Below are 23,192 nucleotides of genomic sequence, written 5' to 3'. Positions count from 1 at the left end.
ATGAGTCAAACCGCGACCCTGCTGGTGATCGACGACGAACCGCAGATCCGCAAATTCCTGCGCATCAGCCTGGCGTCCCAGGGCTATAAAGTGCTGGAGGCCGGCACCGGTGCCGAGGGCCTGAGCCAGGCGGCGCTGGGCCGTCCCGACTTGGTGGTGCTGGACCTGGGCCTGCCCGACATGGACGGCCAACAGGTGCTGCGCGAGTTGCGCGAATGGACCCAGGTGCCGGTGCTGGTGCTGTCGGTGCGCGCCAGCGAGATCCAGAAGGTCGAGGCGCTGGACAACGGTGCCAACGACTACGTGACCAAGCCGTTCGGCATCCAGGAGTTTCTGGCACGGGTGCGGGCGTTGCTGCGTCAGGTGGGCAGCGCGCAGGCGCCTGCCGCGCCGGTGAGCATTGATGGTTTAGTGATCGACCTGGGCCTGCGTCGCGTGACCTTGCACGGGGCCGAGGTGGCGCTGACCCGCAAGGAGTACGCGGTGGTGGCGCAGTTGGCGCGCTACCCGGGGCGGGTGATTACCCAGCAGCAGCTGTTGAAGGATATCTGGGGGCCGACCCATGTGGAGGACAGCCATTATTTGCGGATTGTGGTGGGGCATGTGCGGCAGAAGTTCGGCGACGACCCCACGGCGCCGCGCTTTATCATCACTGAGCCGGGGGTAGGGTATCGGCTCCACACCGTTTGACCGCGTTGCCCTTTTCCCGAGCTTCGCTCGGTCCCACACCTATCGCGGCAGTTGAGTCAATGAGGCAAAGCTTTTAGCCTTTGGAGGCACAGCAGGATTACAGGCTAGCGCTAAAAGCTGAGTGCTTTGCCCTACTGACACAACTGCCGCGAAAGGTGTGGGACCGAGCGAAGCTCGGGAAAAGGACGCAGCCAGACTCAAGGCATACTGCGGATTCGCCTGCGCGCACTGCGCATCAAGCGCACCAGCAACATCGCCGCCGCGCACGTCAGCCCCACGATCAACCCCTGCCACAATCCGCTTGGCCCGGCTGGTGCGCCCAGCCAGTCGGTCAGCCCCAGCAGGTAACCCACCGGCAAGCCAATCCCCCAGTACGCGAACAACGTCAGCAGCATGGTTACCCGCGTGTCCTGATAACCGCGCAACGCCCCGGCCGCCGTCACCTGGATGGCGTCCGAGAACTGAAACAGCGCCGCGTACACAATCAGCATCGAGGCAATGTGCAGCACCGCCGGGTCAGCGGTGTAGATCTGCGCAATGTGCTCGCGCCCCAGGTACATCAGGCTCGCCGAGAAAAACGCGTAGGCCAGTGCCGTGGCCATGCCGATACCTGCCGCAAAGCGCGCCTCGCGCGGCAACCCGCGACCCAGGGCCTGGCCGACGCGGATGGTGACGGCCATGCCCAGCGAAAACGGGATCATGAACACCATGGAACTGATGCTCAGGGCAATCTGGTGCCCGGCCACCACGGTGGAACCCAGGCTGCCGATCAGCAGGGCGATGACGGCGAATATGCTCGACTCGGCGAACACCGCGATCCCGATCGGCAGGCCAATGCCCAGCAGGCGCTTGATCACCGGCCACTGTGGCCACTCAAAGCGGCCGAACAGATCGGCGGCGCGGTAGGCCGGCGCCCAGCGCACCCAGCCGGCCATGCCCAGCAGCATCATCCACATCACGCTGGCCGTGGCCCAGCCGCAACCCACGCCGCCCATGGCCGGCACGCCGAGGTGGCCGTAGATGAACACGTAATTGAGCGGGATATTCAGCGCCAGGCCGCACAGGCCCAGCACCATGCTTGGCCGGGTGCGCCCCATGCCGTCGCTGCAGCAGCGCAGCACGTGGTACAGCGCCACCGATGGCAGGCCGGTGCCGATGCCGCGCAAATAGCCCATGCACGGGGCGATCAGTTCCGGGTCGACCTTCATCAGGTGCAGCACCGGCTCTGCGTTGAACAGCAACAGGCTGGCGCCAAGGCCTGCGGCCAGGGCCAGCCACAGCGCCTGGCGCACCAGCGGGCCGATCTCGTGCGGGGTGCCGGCGCCGTGGCGCTGGGCGACCTTGGGCGTGGTGGCCAGCAAAATACCGGTCATCAGCAAAAACACCGGTACCCAGATGGAGTTGCCCAGCGCTACCGCCGCCAAATCGCGTGGCCCCACGCGGCCGGCCATCACGGCGTCGACGAAGCCCATGGCCGTGTGCGCCAGTTGCGCAATGATGATCGGGCCCGCCAGGGCCAGCAGCGTGCGCAGTTCAAGGCGCACCCGGGCAGGGCGGGTCAGGGGGAGGGTCACATCGGTTGCAGCTGCGGTCACGGGGCGTAGTCCACTGGTGGGCGCGGAAAACCGCCCATTCTACGCTTTGACGCACAAGTCAGGAAACACCCGCCATGTGTTTCGTGACGGCGCGCCCGGCTGCGCCTAAACTGCCGCCCATAATGGGGAGCTTGCCATGCTGATAGTCGCTGACGAAAACATTCCACTGCTTGAAGAATTCTTTGCCGGGTTCGGTGAAATCCGCCGTGTGCATGGGCGCAAGGTCGACGCCGAAGCGGTGCGAGACGCCGATGTGCTACTGGTGCGCTCGATCACCCAGGTCAATCGTGAACTGCTGGCGGGCAGCAATGTGCGCTTTGTCGGCACTTGCACCATTGGCACCGACCACCTGGACCTGGACTATTTCACCGAGGCTGGCATCCGCTGGTCCAGCGCCCCCGGCTGTAATGCCCGTGGCGTGGTGGACTACGTGCTGAGCGCGCTGGTGACCCTGGCCGAGCTTGAAGGCGTGCCGCTGGCGCACCGCACCTACGGCGTGGTCGGTGCCGGTCAGGTCGGCTCGCGCTTGATTCGCGTGCTGCGTGACCTGGGCTGGGACGTGAAGGTCTGCGATCCTGTACGCCAGGCCGCTGAAGGCGGCGATTACGTGAGCCTGGACACCATCATCCAGGAGTGCGACGTGATCAGCCTGCATACGCCACTCAACAAGGGCGGCAGCCACCCCACCTGGCACCTGCTGGACGCCGAACGCCTGGCGCGGGTAAAGCCGGGCACCTGGCTGATCAACGCCGCCCGCGGGCCGGTGATCGACAACCTGGCGCTCAAGGACCTGTTGATCGAACGCGAAGACGTGCAGGCCGTGCTGGACGTGTGGGAGCACGAGCCTAGCGTTGACGGCGAACTGGCCGACCTGTGCGTACTGGCCACGCCGCACATTGCCGGCTACAGCCTGGACGGCCGCCAGCGTGGCACCGCGCAGATCTACCAAGCCTACTGCGCCTTCCGTGGCGAGCCGCCGGTGGTGCAACTGGCCAACCTGCTGCCGCCGCGCTGGCTGTCGGAAGTGGCCCTGGGCGGCTTGGCCGACCCGGCGCTGGCCATGGCCATGCTGTGCCGCGCGGTATACGACCCACGCCAGGACGACGCCAACTTCCGCCGCAGCCTGACCGACAACGACAGCCAGCAGCGCCAGGCCTTCGATGCCCTGCGCAAGCAATACCCCACCTCGCGCCGCGAGATCGAAGGGCTGCGGGTGCGCATGGACGGCTATTCGCCGGACCTGCGCCGGCTGGTGGCGGCGCTGGGGTGCGAGTTGGTGTAACCCGTACCCGCTGCCGCCAGGCTGCGCTGGCCCTTGTGTCCGCTGAGGATCTTCGGTGAGGCACACGGCCAGCGCAGCCTTCGGCAGCGGCTACAGATGTATCCGGCGGCCTGTAGCCGCTGCCGCCAGGCTGCGCTGGCCCTTGTGTACGCCGGAGATCTTGGGTGAGGTACAGGGCCAGCGCAGCCTTCGGCAGCGGCTACCGGGCACCCAAAGAAAAACCCGGCCAATCAGCCGGGTTCAGGGTGTGCTGCGGGACGTCAGTCTTGTTTGGCAGGTGCAGGTTTGACCAGACGTTTTTCCAGTTCCTGACAGGCGTCCTGGATCATGTCTTCGGTGATAGGGATCTCGTGTCCCTTGGCATCGATAATGGAGCCGCCTACCGCCTGGTGCGGTTGGTTGCGGCATACTTCCACGGTTTGATTACTGCTGCTTTGCAAGCCCATGGCCCGTCTCCTCATCAGGTGTGTGCTCAGACTAGGGCCGCCAGATGACTGCGTCGTGACAACTCCCTTTGTCCTCTGGCGACGCTTTCAGTCCACCAGAAAGTGGCGTGATTGGCCAGCGCGGGCTTAGACCAAAAGCGTCTAGCGCCTGCGCCCAGCCCTCCTAATAAGCTGACTGCGCTGGGTTTAGGGAGTTCCTGCGTCGACAGGTAATGATGCCCAGCAGCGACACACCCAGGGCCAGGCACAGCGTACTGGTAGCCTCGGCGCGGTGCTCGGGGGTGAACAGCAGCACGGCCAGCGCCGCGCAGATGAACACGATCACCGCATAGGTGGCCCAGGGGAACAACCACATCTTGAAGGTCAGCGCATCGCCATGAAGACGACGCATGCGCAGTTGCGAGATGGCAATCGCCAGGTACACCAGCAACGCCACTGCACCAGAGCTTGAAAGCAGGAAGTCGAACAGGCTGGCCGGGGCGAAGTGGTTGAGCGCGGCGATGAAGGCGCCGACTGCGGCGGTAGCCAGTACGGCGCGGCGCGGCACGCCATTGGCGGAGGTCTTCGCCGCGCCCTTGGGCGCATCACCCCGGCGCGCCAGGGAATACAGCATGCGCGAAGCGATGTAGATCGAGGAGTTCATGCAGCTGGTCACGGCCACCAGCACCACCAGGTCAACCAGCAGCTTGGCGTGGGGCACCTGCAGCAATTCCAGGGCGCGCTGGTAGGAGCCGACGCTGGCCAGCGCCGGGTCGTTCCACGGCACCACGCTGATCACCACCAGGATCGACAGCAGATAGAACACGCCGATGCGCCAGATCACCGAGCGGGTGGCCTTGGCGATGTTGCGTGAAGGTTCGCCCGACTCGGCGGCGGCAATGGTCACCGATTCGGTGCCGATGAAGCTGAACATAATGGTGATGAACGCACCTACCACGGCGCTCATGCCGTTGGGGGCGAAGCCGCCGTGGTCGTTCATCAGGTTGATCAGGCCCGCGCCCTGGTGCAACGGTAGCCAGCCCATCAACGCTGCTGCGCCGAAGCCAATGAACAGGACGATGGCGGTCACTTTGAGCAGTGCGAACCAGAATTCGAACTCGCCGTACTTTTCCACCCCGAACAGGTTGGTGATGCTCAGCAAAACCACGGACGCCAGGGCAATGACCCAGGTGTCGATAAAGGGAAACCACTGGTTGAGGATATGCCCGGCCGCCAGCGCCTCGATCGGTATTACCAGCACCCAGAACCACCAGTACAGCCAGCCGATGGTGAAACCGGCCCAGGGCCCGATGGCTTTTTCGGCGTAGGTGGAGAAGGAGCCGGTGTCGGGATTGGCCACGGCCATCTCGCCCAGCATGCGCATCACCAGCACCACCAGGGTGCCGGCGGCCAGGTAGGCGAGGATGACGGCGGGGCCGCAGGCGGCAATGGCGTGGCCCGAGCCGACGAACAGGCCGGCGCCGATGATACCGGCAATGGACAACATGGTGACGTGGCGCGGCTTGAAGCCGTTGGACAGCTGTCCGCCGCCTTGGTCGTGGAGGCTCGTCATACTCTGCTCGTGTAGTAAGGGTTATAGGGGGCAGAGAAGAGGCAGTGACACCTTGGGCGTATGGAGATCAATAGAACCGTGCCTCTACGCGTATTGTTATTGGGATCAGGCGTTTCACGGGCACCACCTTATCCCGGAGGTTGCCGGGGCAGGTGACTCAGGTGCGCCACGCGGCTTTCAAGAAACGACATGGCGGGTGTCGAGTGATGGCAAATTAAAGGCAAAAAAAAGCCCGCGATGGGGAGCGGGCTGGGGAATACAAAGAATCACAAAGGAGTGGGGTTACCGTACGCCGCCAGGTGTGAAAACTTCGTGAATAAGAATTGTTTCAAAGTGTAAAGACTGGCGCGCCGCAACAGATCGCGTTGGCAGGGGCAGCGGGTGTAGGCTTGCTGCACCTTCGTTGCCACGGCCCGCCCATGATCCGGTTGCTTTCCTCTCGCCAGCGTCGCGCCCTGCGCCTGGCCATGCATTTCCTTGGTCCCTATCGCTGGCGTGCGCTGGCAGCCCTGCTGGCACTGGTGGTCACCGCCGGCATTACTTTGTCCATGGGCCAGGGCATTCGCCTGCTGGTGGACCAAGGCTTTCTGACGCAGTCACCGGCCTTGCTCAACCGCTCCATCGCCGTGTTCATGCTGCTGGTGATGGCGTTGGCGGTGGGCACTTTCGTGCGCTTCTACCTGGTGTCGTGGATTGGCGAGCGCTGCGTGGCCGACATTCGCCAGCAGGTGTTCGACCACCTGGTCTACCTGCACCCCGGTTTCTACGAGAACAACCGCAGCTCCGAGATACAGTCCCGGCTGACCGCCGACACCACGTTGCTGCAATCGGTGATTGGTTCGTCGCTGTCGCTGTTCCTGCGCAATGCGTTGATGGTCATCGGCGGCATCGTGCTGCTGTTTGTCACCAACCCCAAGCTCACCAGTATCGTGGTGATCGCGTTGCCGCTGGTGCTGGCGCCGATCCTGGTGTTCGGGCGCCGGGTGCGCGGCCTGTCACGTCAAAGCCAGGACCGCATCGCCGATGTGGGCAGCTATGTGGCCGAGACCCTCAACCAGATCAAGACCGTGCAGGCCTACAACCACCAGGCCGAGGATCAGCGGCGCTTCGGTGTCACCGTGGAGCAGGCGTTCGAGACGGCGCGCAAGCGTATTGTCCAGCGAGCCTGGCTGATTACCCTGGTGATCGTGCTGGTGCTGGGCGCCGTGGGCGTGATGCTGTGGGTGGGCGGCATGGACGTGATTGCCGGGCGCATTTCCGGCGGCGAGCTGGCGGCGTTCGTGTTCTATAGCCTGATCGTGGGCAGCGCCTTTGGCACCCTCAGCGAAGTGCTGGGCGAGTTGCAGCGCGCCGCCGGGGCGGCCGAGCGTATCGGCGAGCTGCTGCAGGCCAGCAGCGAGATCCGCGCCCCGGCCAGCGGCTTGCAGGTATTGCCGGCGCCGGTCAGCGGCCGGCTGGCGCTTGAACAGGTGCTGTTTGCCTACCCCTCGCGCCCGCAGCAGCCGGCCATTAACGGCCTGGACCTGGTGATCGAGGCGGGCGAGACCCTGGCGCTGGTGGGGCCTTCGGGTGCAGGCAAGTCGACGCTGTTCGATTTGTTGCTGCGCTTCTACGACCCGCAGCAGGGCCGCATCCTGATCGAGGGCGTGGACCTGCGCCAGCTCGACCCCATCGACCTGCGCCGTCACTTCGCCCTGGTGTCGCAAACCCCGGCGCTGTTTTTCGGCACCGTGGAGGACAACCTGCGCTACGGCCTGGCCGATGCCAGTTTCGAACAGGTGCAGCAGGCCGCGCGCATTGCTCACGCCCATGACTTTATCGAGCAGTTGCCCCAGGGCTATCAGACGCACCTGGGCGAGGCGGGGTTGGGGCTGTCGGGGGGGCAGCGGCAGCGCCTGGCAATTGCCCGGGCGTTATTGGTGGATGCACCGATATTGCTGCTGGACGAAGCCACCAGCGCGCTGGATGCGCAGAGTGAACACCTGATTCAGCAGGCCTTGCCCACCTTGATGCAGGGGCGCACGACACTGGTGATTGCGCACCGCCTGGCGACGGTACAGAACGCCGACCGCATTGCGGTGATCGAGCAGGGCAGGGTGGTGGCGGTGGGTACGCATCGGCAGTTGATTGCCGGGAATGCGTTGTATGCGCGGTTGGCGGCGTTGCAGTTCAATGCGGTTGTGGAGGCCTGAAGTGCGGCGGCGGCCTTATCGCGGCCAAGGCCGGCTCCTACAGCGTTCGGTGTAGGAGCCGGCCTTGGCCGCGATAAGGCGACGCGATCAGCGGTATTCGCAGAGGTAGGCGGTTTCCACTTCCACTTTCAGCTGGAACTTGCTGTTGGCCGGTACGTTGAAGCGGCTGCCGCCTTCGAAGGTTTCCCATTCGATGCTGTCAGGCAGCTTGACGATCAGCTTGCCGGTGACCACGTGCATGATTTCTTTCTGTGCGGTGCCGAACTCGTATTCGCCCGGGGCCATGACGCCGATGGTGGCAGGGCCTTCCTTCATTTCGAAAGCAATCGACTTCACGGTGCCGTCGAAGTATTCGTTGACTTTAAACATGGGCGAATCCTCAGGATAGGGTCAAAAGGGGTCGCCAGTATGCCCAAGCCCGCAGGGCGGTGCACGCGCTTTTAACCGTCTAGTTAGGCAGGCTCAGCGGCAGCAGCCGCGCGGTGTTGCGCGCATCTTCCAGGGCGCGGTGCTGCTGGCCGTTGAAGTTCAGCCCGGCCAGTTGCAACGCGCCATTGAGGCCCAGCGGCCGTTGCAGCTTGCGCGCCTTGGCAAAGCGCTGCTTGAGGTTGGTGTGCGGCACGTCGGCCAGCAGGCTGTGCAACTGGTGTTGCTGCCAACTGAGCAGCAGTTGCTGGCGATCATAGTCGCCCCAACTGACCCAGCCCTGCAGGTTGGCCTGATGGTGCGTGAGCCAGCGCTCGAATTGCGGCCACACCTCGGTCAAGGGTGCTGCCGCATCGATGTTGGCCTGGGTGATGTGCGTCAGTTGCCGGCAGAAGGGCGTCAGGCACGGCCGACGCTGTGGCCGCACGAAACGCTGGAAGTGATCCACCTCGCGCCCTTCGCGCGTGACCAGGCTGGCGCCGATTTCGATGATTTCCATTTCCGCGACCGGCCAGCCCCCCTCATCTGTGGTGGCTTCCAGATCGATGACCAGCCAATGCGGCATAGCAGGCTCCAGTGCGCTGTGCTCATTCTGGCTAGAGCGTAGCCAAGTGCAAAGAGTTCCGATATCCCCCTGGAATTGCCCAAGCGCTTGCTTGGGCCGCCGGCAAGGCCTAAATTGCACGCGCAGCTATTGGACGGTGGTGGGAGGCAATCGACGTGGACGAGCACAAGGCCCGGGAAGTCATGCAGCAACTGGTCGCCAGCGGGCAACTGACCGACCCTGACAGCCCGCGCGGCCAGCTGCTGCAGACGGCCGCGCATCTGTTTCGCAGCAAGGGCTTTGATCGCACCACCGTGCGCGACCTGGCGGCGGCGGTAGGCATTCAGTCGGGCAGCATTTTCCATCACTTCAAAAGCAAGGATGAGATCCTGCGCTCGGTGATGGAGCAGACCATGCTGTACAACACCGCGCTGATGCGTGCCGAGCTGGCCCAGGCCCATGGCGTGCGCGAGCGCGTGCTGGCGCTGATCCGCTGCGAGCTGCAGTCGATCATGGGCGGTACCGGCGAGGCCATGGCGGTGCTGGTGTATGAATGGCGCTCGTTGTCCGCCGACGGTCAGGCCCAGGTGCGGGCGCTGCGCGATCTGTACGAACAGCTGTGGCTGCAGGTGCTGGGGGAGGCGCGGGACGCGGGCCTGATCAGTGGCGATGTGGCCATCACCCGCCGTTTCCTGACCGGGGCGCTGTCGTGGACCACCACCTGGTACAAGCCCCAGGGCAGCCTGAGTCTTGAGCAGTTGGCCGACCAGGCGTTGAAGCTGTTGCTCAAGGAGCCGTAAGGCAAAGTTTGCGGTTGTCGAAACAGGCGCAAACGCCTAATTTATGAGGATCCAATGCCCTCCGCCCCCGAGGTACCTATCTTGACTGGGACACGCCCGCGCCACCTTGCGCGGTTATTGCTATGGGCAGGCCTGGGCCTGACGTCCTTGCAGGCCATGGCCGCGCAGGAAGTGCGGGTGGGGGCGGCGCACTTCCCGCCGTACACCGTACGGCCCGAGACCGGCGCCGACACAGGGTTGTTGCCGCAGCTGGTGCAAGACCTCAACGCCGTGCAGACGCAATACCATTTCGTGCTGGTACCCACCTCCATTCCCCGTCGCTACCGTGATTTCCAGGACGGTCGCATCGACATGGCGATCTTCGAGAACCCCGAGTGGGGGTGGGAGAAAATCGAGCACGTGAGCGTCGACATGGGGCTGGAGGATGCCGAGATTTTTGTCGCCAAGCGCGGCGATCATCGCGACCAGACGTTCTTTGCCGACCTGACCGGCAAGCGCCTGGCCCTGTTCAGCGGTTACCACTACGCCTTTGCCGATTTCAACGCTGACCCGCAGTTTCTCACCGAGCACTACGGCGCCACGCTGACCTATTCCCACGACAGCAACCTGATGATGGTGCTGCGCGACCGGGCCGACATCGCCCTGGTGACGCGCTCCTATCTGTACGATTACCTGAATCGCAACCCGGGTGTGGCCAAGGAACTGCTGATTTCCGATCGCATCGATCAGCTGTACCACCACTACGCGCTGCTGCGCCCGCAGTCGCCCATCACTGGCCAGGCGTTTGAGCAGTTGCTGCAGCAGCTGCGCGACAACGGTGAGATGTTCAAGGTGTTTGACCCTTACAAGATTGCCGTGCGGCCGCTGCCCGAGCAGCCGGTGGTGGCGCATGCGGTGCCACAGGGTTAGGCGCTACCCGTAGATCGCGTCGGCTTCATCGCGGCCAAGGCCGGCTCCTACCACTTACGGCGTAGGCGCAAGCTTGGCCGCGTTGCAGACGACGCCATTTCACGCCACCAGCAAATCCCCCGACGCGCGGCGGCAATGCACCTGCGCGTCGCGAATCATGAAGTTGACCAGCGTGGGCGATACGCCCAATTCCATGGCCAGCACCCGCTGCGGTACGCCATGCAGGCGGTACATCTCGAAGGCGTAGCGGGTACGCGAGGGCAGCTCGCCCAGGGCGTGCTCCACCTGGTCCAGCGTGACCTGATTGAGGTGGGTGCCCTGGGGTGTGGCGCCGTCGATGATCTGCTGCAGGTCGGCGTCTTCGTGGCTGCAGTAGCGCCGTTCCAGCGCCTGCTTGCGGTAGTGATCGATGGCCAGGTTGCGCACCACGCGCAACAGGTAGCCCATCTGCTCCTTGAGCGAGGAAGTGATGGAGGGGGCGGACTGCAAACGAAAAAATGCATCCTGCACGACGTCTTCGCCACGCGAGTGGCAGCCGGTGATACGTGCAGCGATATTGACCAGCAGGGTGCGGTGGTCGATGAAGGCTTGCAGCAGGGACCTGTCACCGGTCGTTGTGAGTCGTTGTTCCATCGTGGACATCACCTTGTTGCCGATTGGTGTGCGCAAGGGCTGGGTAATCACCGTGCGCGAAAGGCATCAAGCTAATATTAATGATAATCGTTGTCAAATGAGATATTAATGTAATTGGCCTGTGCGCAGGCGTCAGGGCGCAGGGAAGACCTTCATGGCGTCGGCCAGGGTGGCTGGCGACAATTCACCCAGGTGGCTGCCCAGCAGCCGGCCGTCGTGGCTGTAGAACAGCGTGGTGGGCAGGGCGACGGAGCGCACGTGGCGGCCCCATTGGCTGCCGGTGTCGTAGGCGATCTGCTGCGGGTCCAGGCCTGCGGTGGCAATGAAATTGCTGACGTCCTGGGGCGCCTCGCCCTGATTGATGAAGACAAATCGCACATCAGCCCGTCGCGCCTGGGCCTGCAGCAGCGCGGGTATTTCCCGGCGGCACGGTGGGCACCAACTGGCCCAGAGGTTGACTACCAGCGGACGTGGGTCATTGCCCGGCAGCGACATACTGCGCCCCTGGGCATCCTGCAAGGCCGCCTGCGGCAAGGTCGGGTTGTCCTGCTGCTGATGGTTGATCAGCCCGGCACCGCCCCACACCGCCAGCCCGCTGGCCAGGGCTGCAGCCAGCGGTACGCGCAGGGCGCGCCGCCGCCAGCCTTGCCACAGGCTGGCCGCCATCAGCGTCAGCAGCCCTGGGGCCAGCGTGAAACCGCCATCGCGCAGGTCGATGACCTGCCAGGGGTTGTCCAGGTACTCGTGCGCATAGCGGGCCACAAACCCCAGTCGCGAAGCCACGAGGGCCAGCAGGAACAGGCCGAAGATCAGGTTCTCCGGGCTGCCGATGCCCCGGCGCCTGGCCAGCCAGCCGCCGACGGCTACCGCCACGGCCAGCGCGCCCAGCAGTACCAGGTGATCGACGGCCAAGGCGAAGGGGCCGATGCCAATGCTCAACATGAGAACGTCCTGTAGAAGGTCAAGCGTGCACTGTGCCGCCCCTGGGTTAAATGGCCGTTAAGTACATAGCTACCGCCTGGCGGCCGGCCCGCCATTCCACCATGGCAGACTTTTCCCCGGAGTGGAGCGCCACATGGACTACCAGACACAAAACATGGATGTATTGCTGGCGGACGCCCAGCGCCTGGTCGATGAATTCCCCGACCTTTACCTGCTGGCCACCGAACAGGCGCGCCAGCTACTGGCCAGACACGGCGCCGGCAAGGTCGATCCCGAAAAAGTATGGTGGCATCGTTTCGACAATGCCGTCAGCGACCCTGCCAGTTTCACCGGCTGGGTCCACTATGGCCACCCCGCGCAATCCTTGACCCTGGTGGAGTTGGTGCTGGAGCGGTTTCGCGCCACCGACCAGGACAACCTCGACCTGCTGGACCAGATGGGTGGGCTGTACATCGATGGCCCCGAGCACGGCTTCTATCATGGGGGTAACCAGGTGCCCGTGCTGGCGCGCGATCTGGCGACCGATTTCTGGGCCGTGGATTTCGCCGGTGCCTACCGGCAGCGCTTGCAAAGCTTCTGGAGCCGCAATGGCCGTGAACATGCGCGGCTGGCCCGGGTGGCGTTCCTGGCCAGCCTGGGCGGCGCCTTGCGCAGTGGCCAGCTCAGTACAGGGGCGGGTGAATTGGCGCGCCAGGGGCTTATGTCGGCCTTTGACGGCACCCCGGATGTTGCCCGCCTGGCGCGGCCGTCGACGCCGCAGGCAGGGATCAGTGTACGGCTGCTGACGGTTGACGGTTACGTCGCCCGGGACATCGTGCGGGTGTCCAACGCCCAAGGGCGGCAGGTGCTGTACATCCCGGGTGATGCCCAGCCCTTGCACGGGTTCGATAGCCCGCAGAGCCTTTATCGCTGGCTGGCCGACCAGGCCGCGCAGCCCCATCGGCGAGCATTGCTGGCCACCCATTTCAGCGTCTTCAACGCCGCCAGTGATCCGGCGTTGGCACCCTTGCGGGCCACCTTGCTGCGCATGGCCGACGACCGCCAGGGGCTGCTGCTGGGGCTGATCGAGCAGGGCGGTACCGCGATTGTCCGCGATCCTTTTGAGTACCTGAGTGCTCAGGCCAAGGCGCAGATGATTGAACAATCCTCGACCTTGCTGGTGGACAACGCGCAGTTGCGCAAGCAGATGTGGATCGGCTACCTGGGGGCGTTCATCAGCCTGGGCAGTGCCTTCGCCCCGCTGGGCTGGCCGGTGGCGCTGACCCTGGTGGGCGCAAGCGTGACGTCGATGGTGCTCAATATTCAGCAGGCGGTGGTGGCCCGTACCGCCCAGGAGCGGCGCCAGGCGATACTCGCCGCGATCGGCAATGGCATCAACGCCGTGTTCAACCTGTTGTTCATCGCCCTGGATGCAGCGCCCGACCCTGAAGAAGGCGCCATCGCGCCCACGGCCCCGGAACCTGCCGAGGACGGTATCGAGGTGGCGCCCTTGCAGCCCACCCTCCCGCCCAGGCCCCAGACAACGTTCAACAGCCTGGGCCTGATGGAGCGACGCAATCTGCCCCGGGTATTCAAGCCCCAATCATTCCCCCGCGGCAGCGACCCCACGCGCGCCCTGAAAAAGGGTTTCGCCGCAACGCGCCGCTTTGATCAGGCGCAACCAATGCTCGACGGCCCGCTGTTGCAGACTTTCGCCACGCGCCTGGGGGCGCTGCAATACGCCAAGGTGGCCTTCGATGGTCCGTTCGTGGTGTATGAAATCGATGCCTATGGCCTGGCGGCGGTGTCCTTGCGCGAAAACCTGGCGTACAACACCGCCGTGGTGCTGGAGCGTGAAGGCTACCCGTCCGATTTCGTCACGCAGCGTCTGGCGCTGGGGCAGGCGCTGGACGATTTTGCCAACGACGGCTGGGCGTTCGACGAGGTGCATCTGCAGCTCGAAGGCTTGCACCCCAGCCGAATCAATCTGCTGCCTGCGGCCGAACTGGAACCCCAGACCCAGGCGCTCACGGCCTGGTCACAGCCCGGCACCGACGGTGGGGTGTTGAAGGGCGTGCGGGTGCGCCAGCCCGAAGGCGGGCAGGCGGTCACCCAGTACAGCCTCAGCGTGGCCGAAGTGCCGCAGCGGGTGCGTTATGATCCTTTTCGGGACTGTTGGCGCGACGACGTCGGCCACGCCTGGCGTCATGATCCCGCCCTTGGCGGCTTTGCCGTGGTGGCTGACCCGGCGGCGCAGCCGTTGCTGAGCGCCAGCGCCTCGGCCGCGCGCCTGAAGGAGTTGGGGATCGAGGTCGACGTGCCGTTCCAGCTGGCTTCGCCCGACATGACGGGTGCCCAACCCATCCCGCGGTTGATCCACAGTTTCTGGCTGGGCCGGCACATGCCGCGCGGCATGGTCAAGCGGGTGCTGGCCAATGCCCACGAGGCCGCACAAGGGTCGACCCCTTTCCAGACCCGCCTGTACCTGTCGATTGCCGACGCAGATGAGCTCAAACTCACCCTGGAGCGTTTGGGGCAACAGCCCACAGGCCTGACGGTATTGAGCCTTGAAGACAGCGAGTTTTTTCAGGCTTTTCGCCAGGGTCGCTACTACGAACACTTCCTGGCGGCCAGCCGTGGGGACGGTGCCAACCTGGCCAGTGCGGTGGATGTGCTGCGCTACGCGGTGCTGGATCACAGTGGCGGCCTGTACATGGACGTGGACGACGCCATCCTGGCCACCACGGCCCGGCCATTTTCCTCCCAGCCTTTGCAGGTGAAGCCCGGCGAATTGTTGCTCAATGCCCCGGTCCGCCATCGCACGCTGGGCATGGTGGTGGATTTCAATAACAGCAATTTTGGTTCCCTGCCCAATAATCCGGTGTTGCGGCACATGTCGGAACTGTCCTGGCAGCGCTTCAAGGCCAGTCCCGAGCTGTACCGGTTCCGTCCCTATGAGTACATCAACACCCCCCGACAGATGCAGGCCTATGCCGCGAAGATCAGCCGTACCACCGGCCCCGGGCTGTTCAACGAGGTCATCGCCCGGGAGCTGCCGGCCATGCGCAACTTCCGCAACCTCAACCGTCTGGCGCTGGGCGAGGTCTACCTGGCGAAGAAGGTCCAGGACCAGTTGCTGCAGCAATTGCAGCGGCTGTTCCAGCAGTATTGCCCGCTGGCAGGGTTGATTCGTATCGGCGCCACGGGCAGTTGGATGCATACCCGATAGAAAGCCACCCGGCGCGGGGGCGGCCACGGCATAATCGGCGCTTAATCCGCAGGCGCCACCATGGCGTTTTTTCAAGATGAGGGGCAGCGATGCACGTTTTACTGTGCGAGGACGACGAGTTGATCGCCTGTGGCATCGTCGCCGGCCTGCAAGCCCAGGGCCTGACGGTGGACCGGGTGGCCACGGCTTCGGCCGCCCGCGCCCTGTTGCAGGCGGCTCATTTCGACGTGATGGTGCTGGACCTGGGCCTGCCCGATGAAGACGGGCTGGCCCTGCTGCACGGGTTGCGCCAGCAGGGCGAGCTGCTGCCCGTGCTGGTGTTGACCGCGCGCGACACGGTCACCGACCGCGTGGCCGGGCTGGAAGCGGGCGCCGATGATTACCTGCTCAAGCCGTTCGACCTGCGTGAATTGAGCGCCCGCCTGCACACCCTGGTGCGGCGGGTGGCCGGGCGCGCCGTGAACACCATCGATCATGGTCCGCTGCGCTACGACCCGAGCAGCCGCCAGGCGTGGCTGGCGGGCCAACCGGTGGACCTGTCGCGGCGTGAGCAGGCATTGCTGCAGGCGCTGTTGCACAGCCGCGGCCGGGTGCTGTCCAGCGATCAGCTCAAGGACAGCGTCTACGGATTCTCCGACGAGGTGGAGAGCAATGCCCTGAACGTGCATATCCATCACCTGCGCCGCAAGCTGGGCAACGACATCGTGCAGACTGTGCGCGGGTTGGGCTATCGCCTGGGCCAGGCGCAGTCATGAGCCTGCGTCTGCGCCTGAGCCTGATCCTGGGGCTGGCTTTCCTGCTGGTGTGGTCGCTGGCCGCGGCCTGGATGTTCCGCGACCTGCGCCACCAGATGATGTTCTCCCTGGACCAGCGCCTGGTGGCGTCGGCGCGCATGGTGGCGGGGCTGGTGGACCAACTGCCGCCCCTGGCCAGCCAGGGCGAGGGCAAGCGCTTCAGTGCCGACCAGTTGAGCATCCCCGACGGCATGGCCTGCCAGGTCAGCTCGCTGCGTGGCGAAATCCTGGCCCGCAGCCATGGCGCCAACGACCAACTGGACGACCAGAGCGGCGGCTTTCATGACCAGATGATCGACGGCGGCAGTTGGCGCAGCTTCACCCTGATGCACGGCGATGTACGCATCACCACCGCCGACCGCCATGAAGAGCGTGAGGCACTGAATTATTCGATCCTGCTGGCCGCTTCGGTGCCAGTGCTGATGGCCTTGCTCGGCAGCCTGGCGGTGTTGTGGCTGTGCGTGGGGCTGGGCCTGGCGCCGTTGAACCGCATTCGCGACGCCCTGACCCGGCGCAGCGCCGACTCCCTGGAGCCGCTGCAGGTGCAGGCCATGCCCCGCGAGCTGCAACCGCTGCTGGACAGCCAGAACCAGCTGTTCCTGCGCATTGGCCAGACCCTGGAGCGCGAGCGGCGCCTGACCGGCGACGCCGCCCATGAATTGCGCAGCCCGCTGACGGCCATCAAGACCCACCTGCAAGTGGCCCGCATGACCCAGGGTGGGGCCCGCGAAACCGCCCTGGAGCATGCCGAGGCCGGCGCCGACCGGCTGCACCGCACCCTTGAACAACTGTTGCTGCTGGCACGGGTGGAAGGCAGCCTGTCGTTTGACGACGGTTGCGCCTGCACGGTCGGGCAGGTGGCGCGCCTGGCGGTGCAGGATGCCAGCGCCGCCGATCGCCATCGCATTGTGCTGCAACTGCCGGCGGCGCTCGCCGAGGCGCGCCTGCAGATGCCTTCGGCCCTGGCGGTGGCTGCGCTGCGCAACTTGCTGGATAACGCCTTGCGCCACAGCCCTGCGGAACAGCAGGTGGAGTTGAGCGCAAGTGATGCAGGCGCTTCGGCGTGCTTTTTGGTACGCGACCACGGGCCTGGCATCGCGGACGCCGACCTGCCCAACCTGACCCAGCGGTTCTGGCGCAGCCCGCACAGTGTCGGTTGCGGCCTGGGCCTGGCGATCGTGCATGCCATCGTCCAGCGCTGCGGCTGCAGCCTGGCGTTCGACAGCCGCCCGGACGGCCTGCGGGTCAGCCTGCGGGTGCCGCTACACGTGGTGTAACTATTCAGGGCTCGCCCGGGGGCCGGTTCCGGGGGTAGGGTGACGGCCTGCCCCTGGACTGGAGAACGAGCATGGACCCGCTCATTGCCATCGATCCGCCCGCACCCGGCGATGCCGGTATCGTCAGCCGCATTCTGGAGCGCTCGATTCGCGCCGGCTGCGCGCTGGACCACCGCAACAATCCCTGTCTGATCGAGGCCTGGCTGCGCCACAAGCGCTGCGATGACGTAGGCCGCTGGCTGCTCGACGATGCCTTGCACCTGCGCCTGGGCCGGCTGGAAGGCAAGCCGGCCGGGGTGGCCCTGGCCTTGGCCAGCGGTGAGATCTGCCTGTGCTACGTGCTGCCGGAGCATTTTCGTCGCGGCGTGGGGCGGGCGCTGATGGCGGACATGGAAGCCGTCCTGTGCCGCCAGGGGCACCGCCGGGCCATGCTGTACAGCACGCGCACCGCCGCAGGCTTTCATCGCCACTTGGGGTATCGCCAGACCGGCCGGCCCATGGGGCTCTACGGATTGCTGCTGGTGCCCATGGACAAGGTGCTGGTGCCGCGGGAGGGGGACTGCGATGACGGGCTGGCCAAACGTGCCTGAGAATTATTATAATTTGCGAGATCGCTATATGCCATCATCCGCTCCTTAACCGTAACCACGGAATGTCGGTAACCATGACACGGCCCGGTGCAGTGCTGGAAAACTATTATCGGGAGTTGGTCGGGTTCCTCAGCGCACGCCTGGGCAACCGCCACGTCGCTGAAGACGTCGCCCACGATGCCTATGTGCGGGTGCTCGAGCGGCGGGCTGGCACTGAGATAGCCCATCCGCGGGCGTTTCTCTACCGCACCGCGTTGAACCTGGTGATCGATGGTCATCGACGCAGCACGCTGCGCCAGGCCGAACCGCTGGAAGTACTGGATGACGGGGAGCGGCCAACTGAGCCAGCCCTGCAACAAATGATGGACCACGGCCAGCGCCTGGACCTGATGCGCCAGGCCCTGGATGAATTGCCCCCGCTGTGCCGGGACAGCTTTCTGCTGCGCAAGCTCGACGGCCTTTCTCATCAGCAAATTGCCGAGCAGTTGAATATTTCCCGTGCGCTGGTGGAAAAGCACATCGTCAATGCCATGAAGCATTGTCGCGTGCGCATGCGTGAGTGGGAAAACCAGTAGGCTGCTCACTAACTTGTCCGATCATCGGTTTGGCGCCGTAAAACCCGTGCCCTGCTTGATTTCGCCGCTCATCGGGAAGAGTATCGAAGCTGACTTCACGGGATGCCGGCTGTTGTGTGGCGGCTCACGGGTCAGGGATGCCCTTGGCGCTAAGGCGCAGGTCACCGACCATGATCAACAAAGCGTTGCGAATTCTGATTGCCGACGAGCACCCCAGCCAGTTGATGCACGTCGAACGCATGCTCAACCACATGGGCTATTACCGCATCGCGCCGGTGCAGTCCTTTGAGGCCTTGTTGGCGCTGGTGCAGAGTGCCGTGGAGCCCTTCGACCTGCTGATTGCCAACACCGAAATGGCCGTGCGTGCCGGTGTAGACCTGCCGCGCCTGTGCAAGGGCAGCCCGCAGGTGCATCACGCCTTGCTGTATGAAAACGAAACCGTGCCAGTGCCCGAGCTGCTGCCCCAGCAGCGCGAGTCGATCAACGTGTGCCTGACGCGGTTGCCCGACAGCGAAGCGCTCAAGACGTTGATGGACATCGTCGACATGCCCACCGACCTGATCGAGCAGCCGGTGACGGTGGTCAGCCAGCGGCGACCGAATCGCAAACGTCCGGCCTTGAAGGAGGCGGCGTTTTTGCGGCACTAGGCGCATCCACCCAGCAGCACCCGTAGCCGCTGCCGCACGCTGCGCGGGCCTTGTGTTTGCCTGGAGATTTTCAGCGTTCACGCAGGCCCAGCAGCACCCGTAGCCGCTGCCGCAGGCTGCGCTGGCCCTGTGTTTGCCAAGAGATTTTCAGGGTTCACGCAGGCCAGCGCAGCCTGGCGGCAGCGGCTACAAGGTGTGCGCTGCTCCGTAGCAGCGGCCGCCAGGTCGCGTGACAGTGCGCCGTACCTTGCCACACCGCCCGGCCCAGTTTGCTATCCTCTGCGCCTTTGGCAGGCGCCAGCATAGGCGCCGCTCCCCTTATGTGGATATTTCATGACTGCCAACAGCACCCAAGGCCAGCGACTGCTGTCGCGCGCCGACCACAAGACCCTCGGCCTGGCAGCCCTGGGCGGCGCGCTGGAAATCTATGATTTCATCATTTTCGTGTTCTTCGCCCTGACCCTCAGCCAACTGTTCTTCCCGCCGCAAATGCCCGAGTGGCTGCGCCTGCTGCAAAGCTTCGGCATCTTCGTCACCGGCTACCTGGCGCGCCCGTTGGGCGGCATCCTGATGGCGCATTTCGCCGACCACCTGGGGCGCAAGAAAGTCTTCAGCCTCAGCATCCTGATGATGGCGCTGCCGTGCCTGCTGATCGGGGTGATGCCTACCTACGAGCATATTGGTTACGCGGCGCCGCTGATCCTGCTGGCCCTGCGCATATTGCAAGGCGCGGCGGTAGGGGGCGAGGTGCCCAGTGCCTGGGTGTTCGTGGCCGAGCATGCGCCGGCCCATCGCCGCGGTTACGCGCTGGGCTTTCTGCAGGCCGGCCTGACCTTCGGCTATCTGATCGGCGCGCTGACCGCCACGGCCCTGGCGCAGCTGTTCACGCCGCAGGAAATCCTCGATTACGCCTGGCGCCTGCCGTTCCTGCTGGGCGGTGTGTTCGGCGTCATCGGTGTATGGCTGCGCCGCTGGCTGAGCGAAACGCCGGTGTTCCTGGCCTTGCGCGAACGCCGCGAAGGCCTGGTCGAACTGCCCCTCAAGGCCGTGCTGCGCGACTATCGCCACGCGCTGCTGCCGGCGGTGATCCTGACCTGCGTGCTGACCTCGGCGGTGGTGGTGCTGGTGGTCATCACCCCCACCGTGATGCAGAAACTGTTCGGGCTCACGGCCAGTCACACGTTCGCGCTCAGCAGCCTGGGGATTGTCTTCCTCAACATCGGCTGCGTGCTGGCCGGGCTGCTGGTCGACCGCATCGGTGCCTGGCGCGCGTTGATCGTCTACAGCCTGCTGATGCCCCTGGGCATCGCCGCCCTGTACGCCAACCTGATCGGCGGCTGGGGCCTGCCGGGCCTGGGCTACGCGCTGGCGGGCCTGGCCTGTGGCGTGGTGGGGGTAGTGCCGTCGGTGATGGTGGGGCTGTTCCCGGCGAAGATTCGCGTGTCGGGCATCTCGTTCACCTACAACATTGCCTATGCCCTATGGGCCAGTGTCACGCCCCTGGCGCTGATTGCCGCCATGCCCTGGAGCCCGTGGGTGTGCGTGGGCTTCAGTGCGGTGATGGGGGTGGTGGGGTTGGCGACGGCGCTGGTGTTTGCGGGGCGTGGGGTGTTGCAAGTCGAACAGGCAGGGGCATGCGGGTGAGCCTTGCGGGGCGCACCGACGTTTACGCTACCGCCAGGCGGGTAATCACCGGCAACTGCTTGCGCTGCGCTTGCCACAAGTCATAGGCAGCCTGTTCGGCAAGGTACATGCGGGCGCTGCCAAGGCCCGCCATCTCCAGACGCAGTGCCAGGTCAGCCGATAGCGCGGCGCGGCCGTTCAGGACCGTGGACAACTGCCCACGGGAGTAGCCCAGGTGCTGAGCCAGCGCAGTTACCGTCATGCCGAGGGCGGGCAGAACATCTTCGCGAAGCGCTTCCCCCGGGTGGGGCGGATTGAACATGACCATTAGTGTCGTGCCTCTAATCAGTGGTAGTCCAGGTAGTCGACCAGTTCGATGTCGGTGCCATCAAAACGATAGATCACCCGCCAATTGCCCGAGACGCTGACAGACCAGTAACCGAGCCGATCCCCGCGCAAGGCGTGCAGACGGTTGCCTGGGCGATTCATGTCCTCGGGCACCATGGCCCTGTCCAGCGCAGACAATATCCGCCTAAGCCTGGCTACATGGTCCGGACGAACTCCTTTGGTCACCCCGGTCAGGTACAGGGCCTTTAATCCTTTATGCCGAAAGCTCTTGATCATGCCGCAACTGTAAGGTTTCACCTTACAGGTCGACAAGGCAAAGTGTAAGGCAAGACATTACAGCTGGCAATGCGGATATATCCCTATATGTGGGATGATTATTTATATGTTGAGATTTTTATCTCTCCCAGTCTATAGTCCCCACCATCAACTCCACGTCCTCACTCTCAAAAAACAATTCAGGTGAAGCGATGCAGGCGCATTTGATCGCGCTCGATTGGGGGACTACCTCCCTGCGAGCCTATAAACTCGGCCACCACGGCCAGGTGCTGGACCAGCGTTCGCTGGCCTGCGGCATCATGCAGTTGCCTTCCACGCCCCGGGACATCGCCGGGCATTTTTGCAGCAACGGTTTCGAACTGGCCCTTGACGACGCCTGCGGCGATTGGCTGGCTGCCGAACCGCATCTGCCCTTGATCGCCTGTGGCATGGTCGGCAGCGCCCAGGGCTGGCGCGAGGCGGCCTACTGTCCGACGCCAGCACGGGTTGCCGACCTGGGCGCCAGTCTGCAGACGGTGCAGACCCTGCGCGGCACGCCGCTGCATATCGTCCCCGGGGTGATCCAGCATTCGCGCCTGCCCAACGTGATGCGCGGCGAAGAGACCCAGGTGCTGGGCCTGCTGCAAGGTTTGCCAGCGCACACGCGCCAGGACAGCTTGCTGATCGGCCTGCCCGGCAGCCACAGCAAGTGGGTCAGCGTGGTCGATGGCTGCATCCGCCAATTCGACACTTTCATGACCGGCGAGGTCTACGCCGCCCTTTGCGCCCATACCATTCTCGGTCGTACCCAGCAGCCCAGCGACGTGTTCGACGAGGCCGCGTTCGTGCGCGGTGTCGAGGTGGCGCTGTCGGCCGATGCCGACATTGGCGTGCTGTCCACGCTGTTCAGCGCCCGCACCCTGGGCCTGACCGGCCAGTTGAGCGGGGCGCAACAACCTGACTATTTGTCCGGCCTGATGATCGGCCACGAACTGCGCGCCCTCGCCGAGGTGTCGCGGGCCCGGCTTGCCGGCGGTGAATTGCCCGAAGTGGTGCTGATCGGCAGCGCCGCCCTGTGCCAGCGCTATTGGCTGGCGCTGGGCCTGTGCGGATTCGCCCAGGTCAGCATCGCCGAACAGGCCACCGAACGCGGATTATGGAGCCTGGCCGTGGCGGCCGGGCTGCTCGCCCCACAGTCAGAAGAGGTTTGACATGCTCCAGCAAGCGCTCGCCGCCAACGGCCTGATCGCCATTTTGCGCGGCCTTCGTCCCGAAGAAGCCCAGGCCATCGGTCAGGTGCTGTATGACCAGGGCTTCCGGGTCATCGAGGTACCGCTCAACTCCCCCAGCCCCTTTGACAGCATCCGCATTCTGCGCGACAGCCTGCCCGCCGATTGCCTGATCGGCGCCGGCACGGTGCTGACCGTCGAACAGGTGCAGCAAGTCAAGGCGGCGGGCGGGCAGTTGATCGTCATGCCCCACAGCGATGCCAAGGTACTGCGCGCCGCCAAGGCCGCCGGGCTGTACCTGTCGCCCGGCGTGGTCACGCCCACTGAAGCCTTCGCGGCCTTGGAGGAGGGCGCTGATGCCCTGAAGCTGTTCCCCGCCGAAATGCTCAACCCCGGTGTGGTCAAGGCCCTACTGGCGGTGTTGCCCAAGGGCACGGCGCTGATCCCGGTGGGCGGCATCACCCCCGACAACATGGCGCCGTTCGTCGAGGCCGGGGTTCAGGGTTTCGGCCTGGGCTCGGGCCTGTTCAAGCCGGGCATGAGCCCCGCCGACGTCGCCGCCCGGGCACAGGCCTACGTGGCCGCCTGGAAGCACCTGCACTGATTGTTGTGACTACGAACATCGACAAGAGAGA

At 64.8% G+C, this 23,192-nt stretch carries 23 protein-coding genes; 14 read left to right on the top strand and 9 right to left on the bottom strand.

Annotated elements, in window-relative coordinates; genetic code table 11:
• Complete coding sequence (locus ACZ9GA_RS19565) at nt 1-690, top strand: response regulator (protein WP_457361147.1); 690 nt, start codon at nt 1-3, stop codon at nt 688-690.
• Between the two features lie 197 nt (nt 691-887).
• Here ACZ9GA_RS19565 and ACZ9GA_RS19560 read toward each other — a convergent pair whose 3' ends face one another.
• Entirely contained in the window at nt 888-2,285 is a 1,398-nt protein-coding gene (locus tag ACZ9GA_RS19560; protein WP_457361148.1) for an MATE family efflux transporter, read from the bottom strand.
• Between the two features lie 136 nt (nt 2,286-2,421).
• On the opposite strand from ACZ9GA_RS19560, the gene pdxB reads away from it, so the two are divergent.
• A complete protein-coding gene (pdxB, locus tag ACZ9GA_RS19555; RefSeq protein WP_457361149.1) occupies nt 2,422-3,567 on the top strand; it encodes a 4-phosphoerythronate dehydrogenase PdxB in 1,146 nt (381 codons plus the stop codon).
• Nucleotides 3,568-3,827: 260 nt separating this feature from the next.
• Here pdxB and ACZ9GA_RS19550 read toward each other — a convergent pair whose 3' ends face one another.
• Together ACZ9GA_RS19550 and ACZ9GA_RS19545 are read right to left on the bottom strand one after the other, a co-directional pair.
• Nucleotides 3,828-4,013, bottom strand: a complete 186-nt coding sequence (locus ACZ9GA_RS19550; RefSeq protein WP_457361150.1) for a PA1571 family protein — start codon at nt 4,011-4,013, stop codon at nt 3,828-3,830.
• A gap of 163 nt (nt 4,014-4,176) precedes the next feature.
• Nucleotides 4,177-5,565, bottom strand: a complete 1,389-nt coding sequence (locus ACZ9GA_RS19545; RefSeq protein WP_457361151.1) for an amino acid permease — start codon at nt 5,563-5,565, stop codon at nt 4,177-4,179.
• A gap of 419 nt (nt 5,566-5,984) precedes the next feature.
• Between ACZ9GA_RS19545 and ACZ9GA_RS19540 the strand changes: the two genes are divergently transcribed.
• Entirely contained in the window at nt 5,985-7,757 is a 1,773-nt protein-coding gene (locus ACZ9GA_RS19540; protein WP_457361152.1) for an ABC transporter transmembrane domain-containing protein, read from the top strand.
• 87 nt (nt 7,758-7,844) lie between these two features.
• Here ACZ9GA_RS19540 and ppnP read toward each other — a convergent pair whose 3' ends face one another.
• Together ppnP and ACZ9GA_RS19530 are read right to left on the bottom strand one after the other, a co-directional pair.
• Nucleotides 7,845-8,126, bottom strand: coding sequence for a pyrimidine/purine nucleoside phosphorylase (ppnP, locus tag ACZ9GA_RS19535; RefSeq protein ID WP_027978573.1), 282 nt, complete (start codon nt 8,124-8,126; stop codon nt 7,845-7,847).
• A 79-nt stretch (nt 8,127-8,205) separates the two neighbouring features.
• Nucleotides 8,206-8,748, bottom strand: coding sequence for a 3'-5' exonuclease (locus tag ACZ9GA_RS19530; RefSeq protein WP_457361153.1), 543 nt, complete (start codon nt 8,746-8,748; stop codon nt 8,206-8,208).
• A 155-nt stretch (nt 8,749-8,903) separates the two neighbouring features.
• Between ACZ9GA_RS19530 and ACZ9GA_RS19525 the strand changes: the two genes are divergently transcribed.
• Nucleotides 8,904-9,527 (top strand): TetR/AcrR family transcriptional regulator, encoded by a 624-nt coding sequence (locus ACZ9GA_RS19525; protein ID WP_457361154.1) that lies wholly within the window; start codon nt 8,904-8,906, stop codon nt 9,525-9,527.
• 156 nt (nt 9,528-9,683) lie between these two features.
• A complete protein-coding gene (locus tag ACZ9GA_RS19520; RefSeq protein ID WP_457363689.1) occupies nt 9,684-10,436 on the top strand; it encodes a substrate-binding periplasmic protein in 753 nt (250 codons plus the stop codon).
• 99 nt (nt 10,437-10,535) lie between these two features.
• On the opposite strand, the gene ACZ9GA_RS19515 is transcribed toward ACZ9GA_RS19520, so the two are convergent.
• Both ACZ9GA_RS19515 and ACZ9GA_RS19510 read right to left on the bottom strand, forming a co-directional pair.
• Nucleotides 10,536-11,069 (bottom strand): RNA polymerase factor sigma-70, encoded by a 534-nt coding sequence (locus ACZ9GA_RS19515; RefSeq protein ID WP_457361155.1) that lies wholly within the window; start codon nt 11,067-11,069, stop codon nt 10,536-10,538.
• Nucleotides 11,070-11,201: 132 nt separating this feature from the next.
• A complete protein-coding gene (locus ACZ9GA_RS19510; RefSeq protein ID WP_457361156.1) occupies nt 11,202-12,011 on the bottom strand; it encodes a prolipoprotein diacylglyceryl transferase family protein in 810 nt (269 codons plus the stop codon).
• A 133-nt stretch (nt 12,012-12,144) separates the two neighbouring features.
• On the opposite strand from ACZ9GA_RS19510, the gene ACZ9GA_RS19505 reads away from it, so the two are divergent.
• The 7 genes from ACZ9GA_RS19505 to ACZ9GA_RS19475 all read left to right on the top strand — a co-directional run bounded on the left by ACZ9GA_RS19505 (nt 12,145) and on the right by ACZ9GA_RS19475 (nt 20,746).
• The gene (locus ACZ9GA_RS19505; protein WP_457361157.1) at nt 12,145-15,219 is read left to right on the top strand and encodes a dermonecrotic toxin domain-containing protein; all 3,075 of its coding nucleotides are present in this window, start codon (nt 12,145-12,147) and stop codon (nt 15,217-15,219) included.
• An 89-nt stretch (nt 15,220-15,308) separates the two neighbouring features.
• Nucleotides 15,309-15,974 carry a response regulator gene (locus ACZ9GA_RS19500; RefSeq protein ID WP_457361158.1) on the top strand — a complete coding sequence of 222 codons (666 nt, stop codon included), beginning with the start codon at nt 15,309-15,311 and terminating at the stop codon, nt 15,972-15,974.
• A complete protein-coding gene (locus ACZ9GA_RS19495) occupies nt 15,971-17,290 on the top strand; it encodes an ATP-binding protein (RefSeq protein ID WP_457361159.1) in 1,320 nt (439 codons plus the stop codon). The genes ACZ9GA_RS19500 and ACZ9GA_RS19495 overlap by 4 nt, the downstream gene beginning before the upstream one ends.
• Before the next feature lie 71 nt (nt 17,291-17,361).
• Nucleotides 17,362-17,880, top strand: coding sequence for a GNAT family N-acetyltransferase (locus tag ACZ9GA_RS19490; RefSeq protein ID WP_457361160.1), 519 nt, complete (start codon nt 17,362-17,364; stop codon nt 17,878-17,880).
• Between the two features lie 74 nt (nt 17,881-17,954).
• A complete protein-coding gene (locus tag ACZ9GA_RS19485; RefSeq protein WP_457361161.1) occupies nt 17,955-18,455 on the top strand; it encodes a sigma-70 family RNA polymerase sigma factor in 501 nt (166 codons plus the stop codon).
• Nucleotides 18,456-18,625: 170 nt separating this feature from the next.
• A complete protein-coding gene (locus ACZ9GA_RS19480; protein WP_457361162.1) occupies nt 18,626-19,102 on the top strand; it encodes an ANTAR domain-containing protein in 477 nt (158 codons plus the stop codon).
• Nucleotides 19,103-19,435: 333 nt separating this feature from the next.
• Entirely contained in the window at nt 19,436-20,746 is a 1,311-nt protein-coding gene (locus ACZ9GA_RS19475) for an MFS transporter (protein ID WP_457361163.1), read from the top strand.
• 22 nt (nt 20,747-20,768) lie between these two features.
• Here the strand turns inward: ACZ9GA_RS19475 and ACZ9GA_RS19470 are convergent, their stop codons facing one another.
• On the bottom strand, nt 20,769-21,053 hold the full coding sequence (locus tag ACZ9GA_RS19470; RefSeq protein WP_457361164.1) for a HigA family addiction module antitoxin: 285 nt from the start codon (nt 21,051-21,053) through the stop codon (nt 20,769-20,771).
• Between the two features lie 17 nt (nt 21,054-21,070).
• Complete coding sequence (locus ACZ9GA_RS19465; protein WP_457361165.1) at nt 21,071-21,349, bottom strand: type II toxin-antitoxin system RelE/ParE family toxin; 279 nt, start codon at nt 21,347-21,349, stop codon at nt 21,071-21,073.
• Nucleotides 21,350-21,540: 191 nt separating this feature from the next.
• Between ACZ9GA_RS19465 and ACZ9GA_RS19460 the strand changes: the two genes are divergently transcribed.
• Together ACZ9GA_RS19460 and ACZ9GA_RS19455 are read left to right on the top strand one after the other, a co-directional pair.
• Complete coding sequence (locus ACZ9GA_RS19460) at nt 21,541-22,539, top strand: 2-dehydro-3-deoxygalactonokinase (RefSeq protein WP_457361166.1); 999 nt, start codon at nt 21,541-21,543, stop codon at nt 22,537-22,539.
• Between the two features lies 1 nt (nt 22,540).
• Nucleotides 22,541-23,161 carry a 2-dehydro-3-deoxy-6-phosphogalactonate aldolase gene (locus ACZ9GA_RS19455; RefSeq protein WP_457361167.1) on the top strand — a complete coding sequence of 207 codons (621 nt, stop codon included), beginning with the start codon at nt 22,541-22,543 and terminating at the stop codon, nt 23,159-23,161.
• Nucleotides 23,162-23,192: the final 31 nt, after the last annotated feature.

It is taken from the genome of Pseudomonas sp. TE3644 (assembly GCF_056278815.1).
This window is presented reverse-complemented; position numbering and strand designations above follow the sequence as displayed.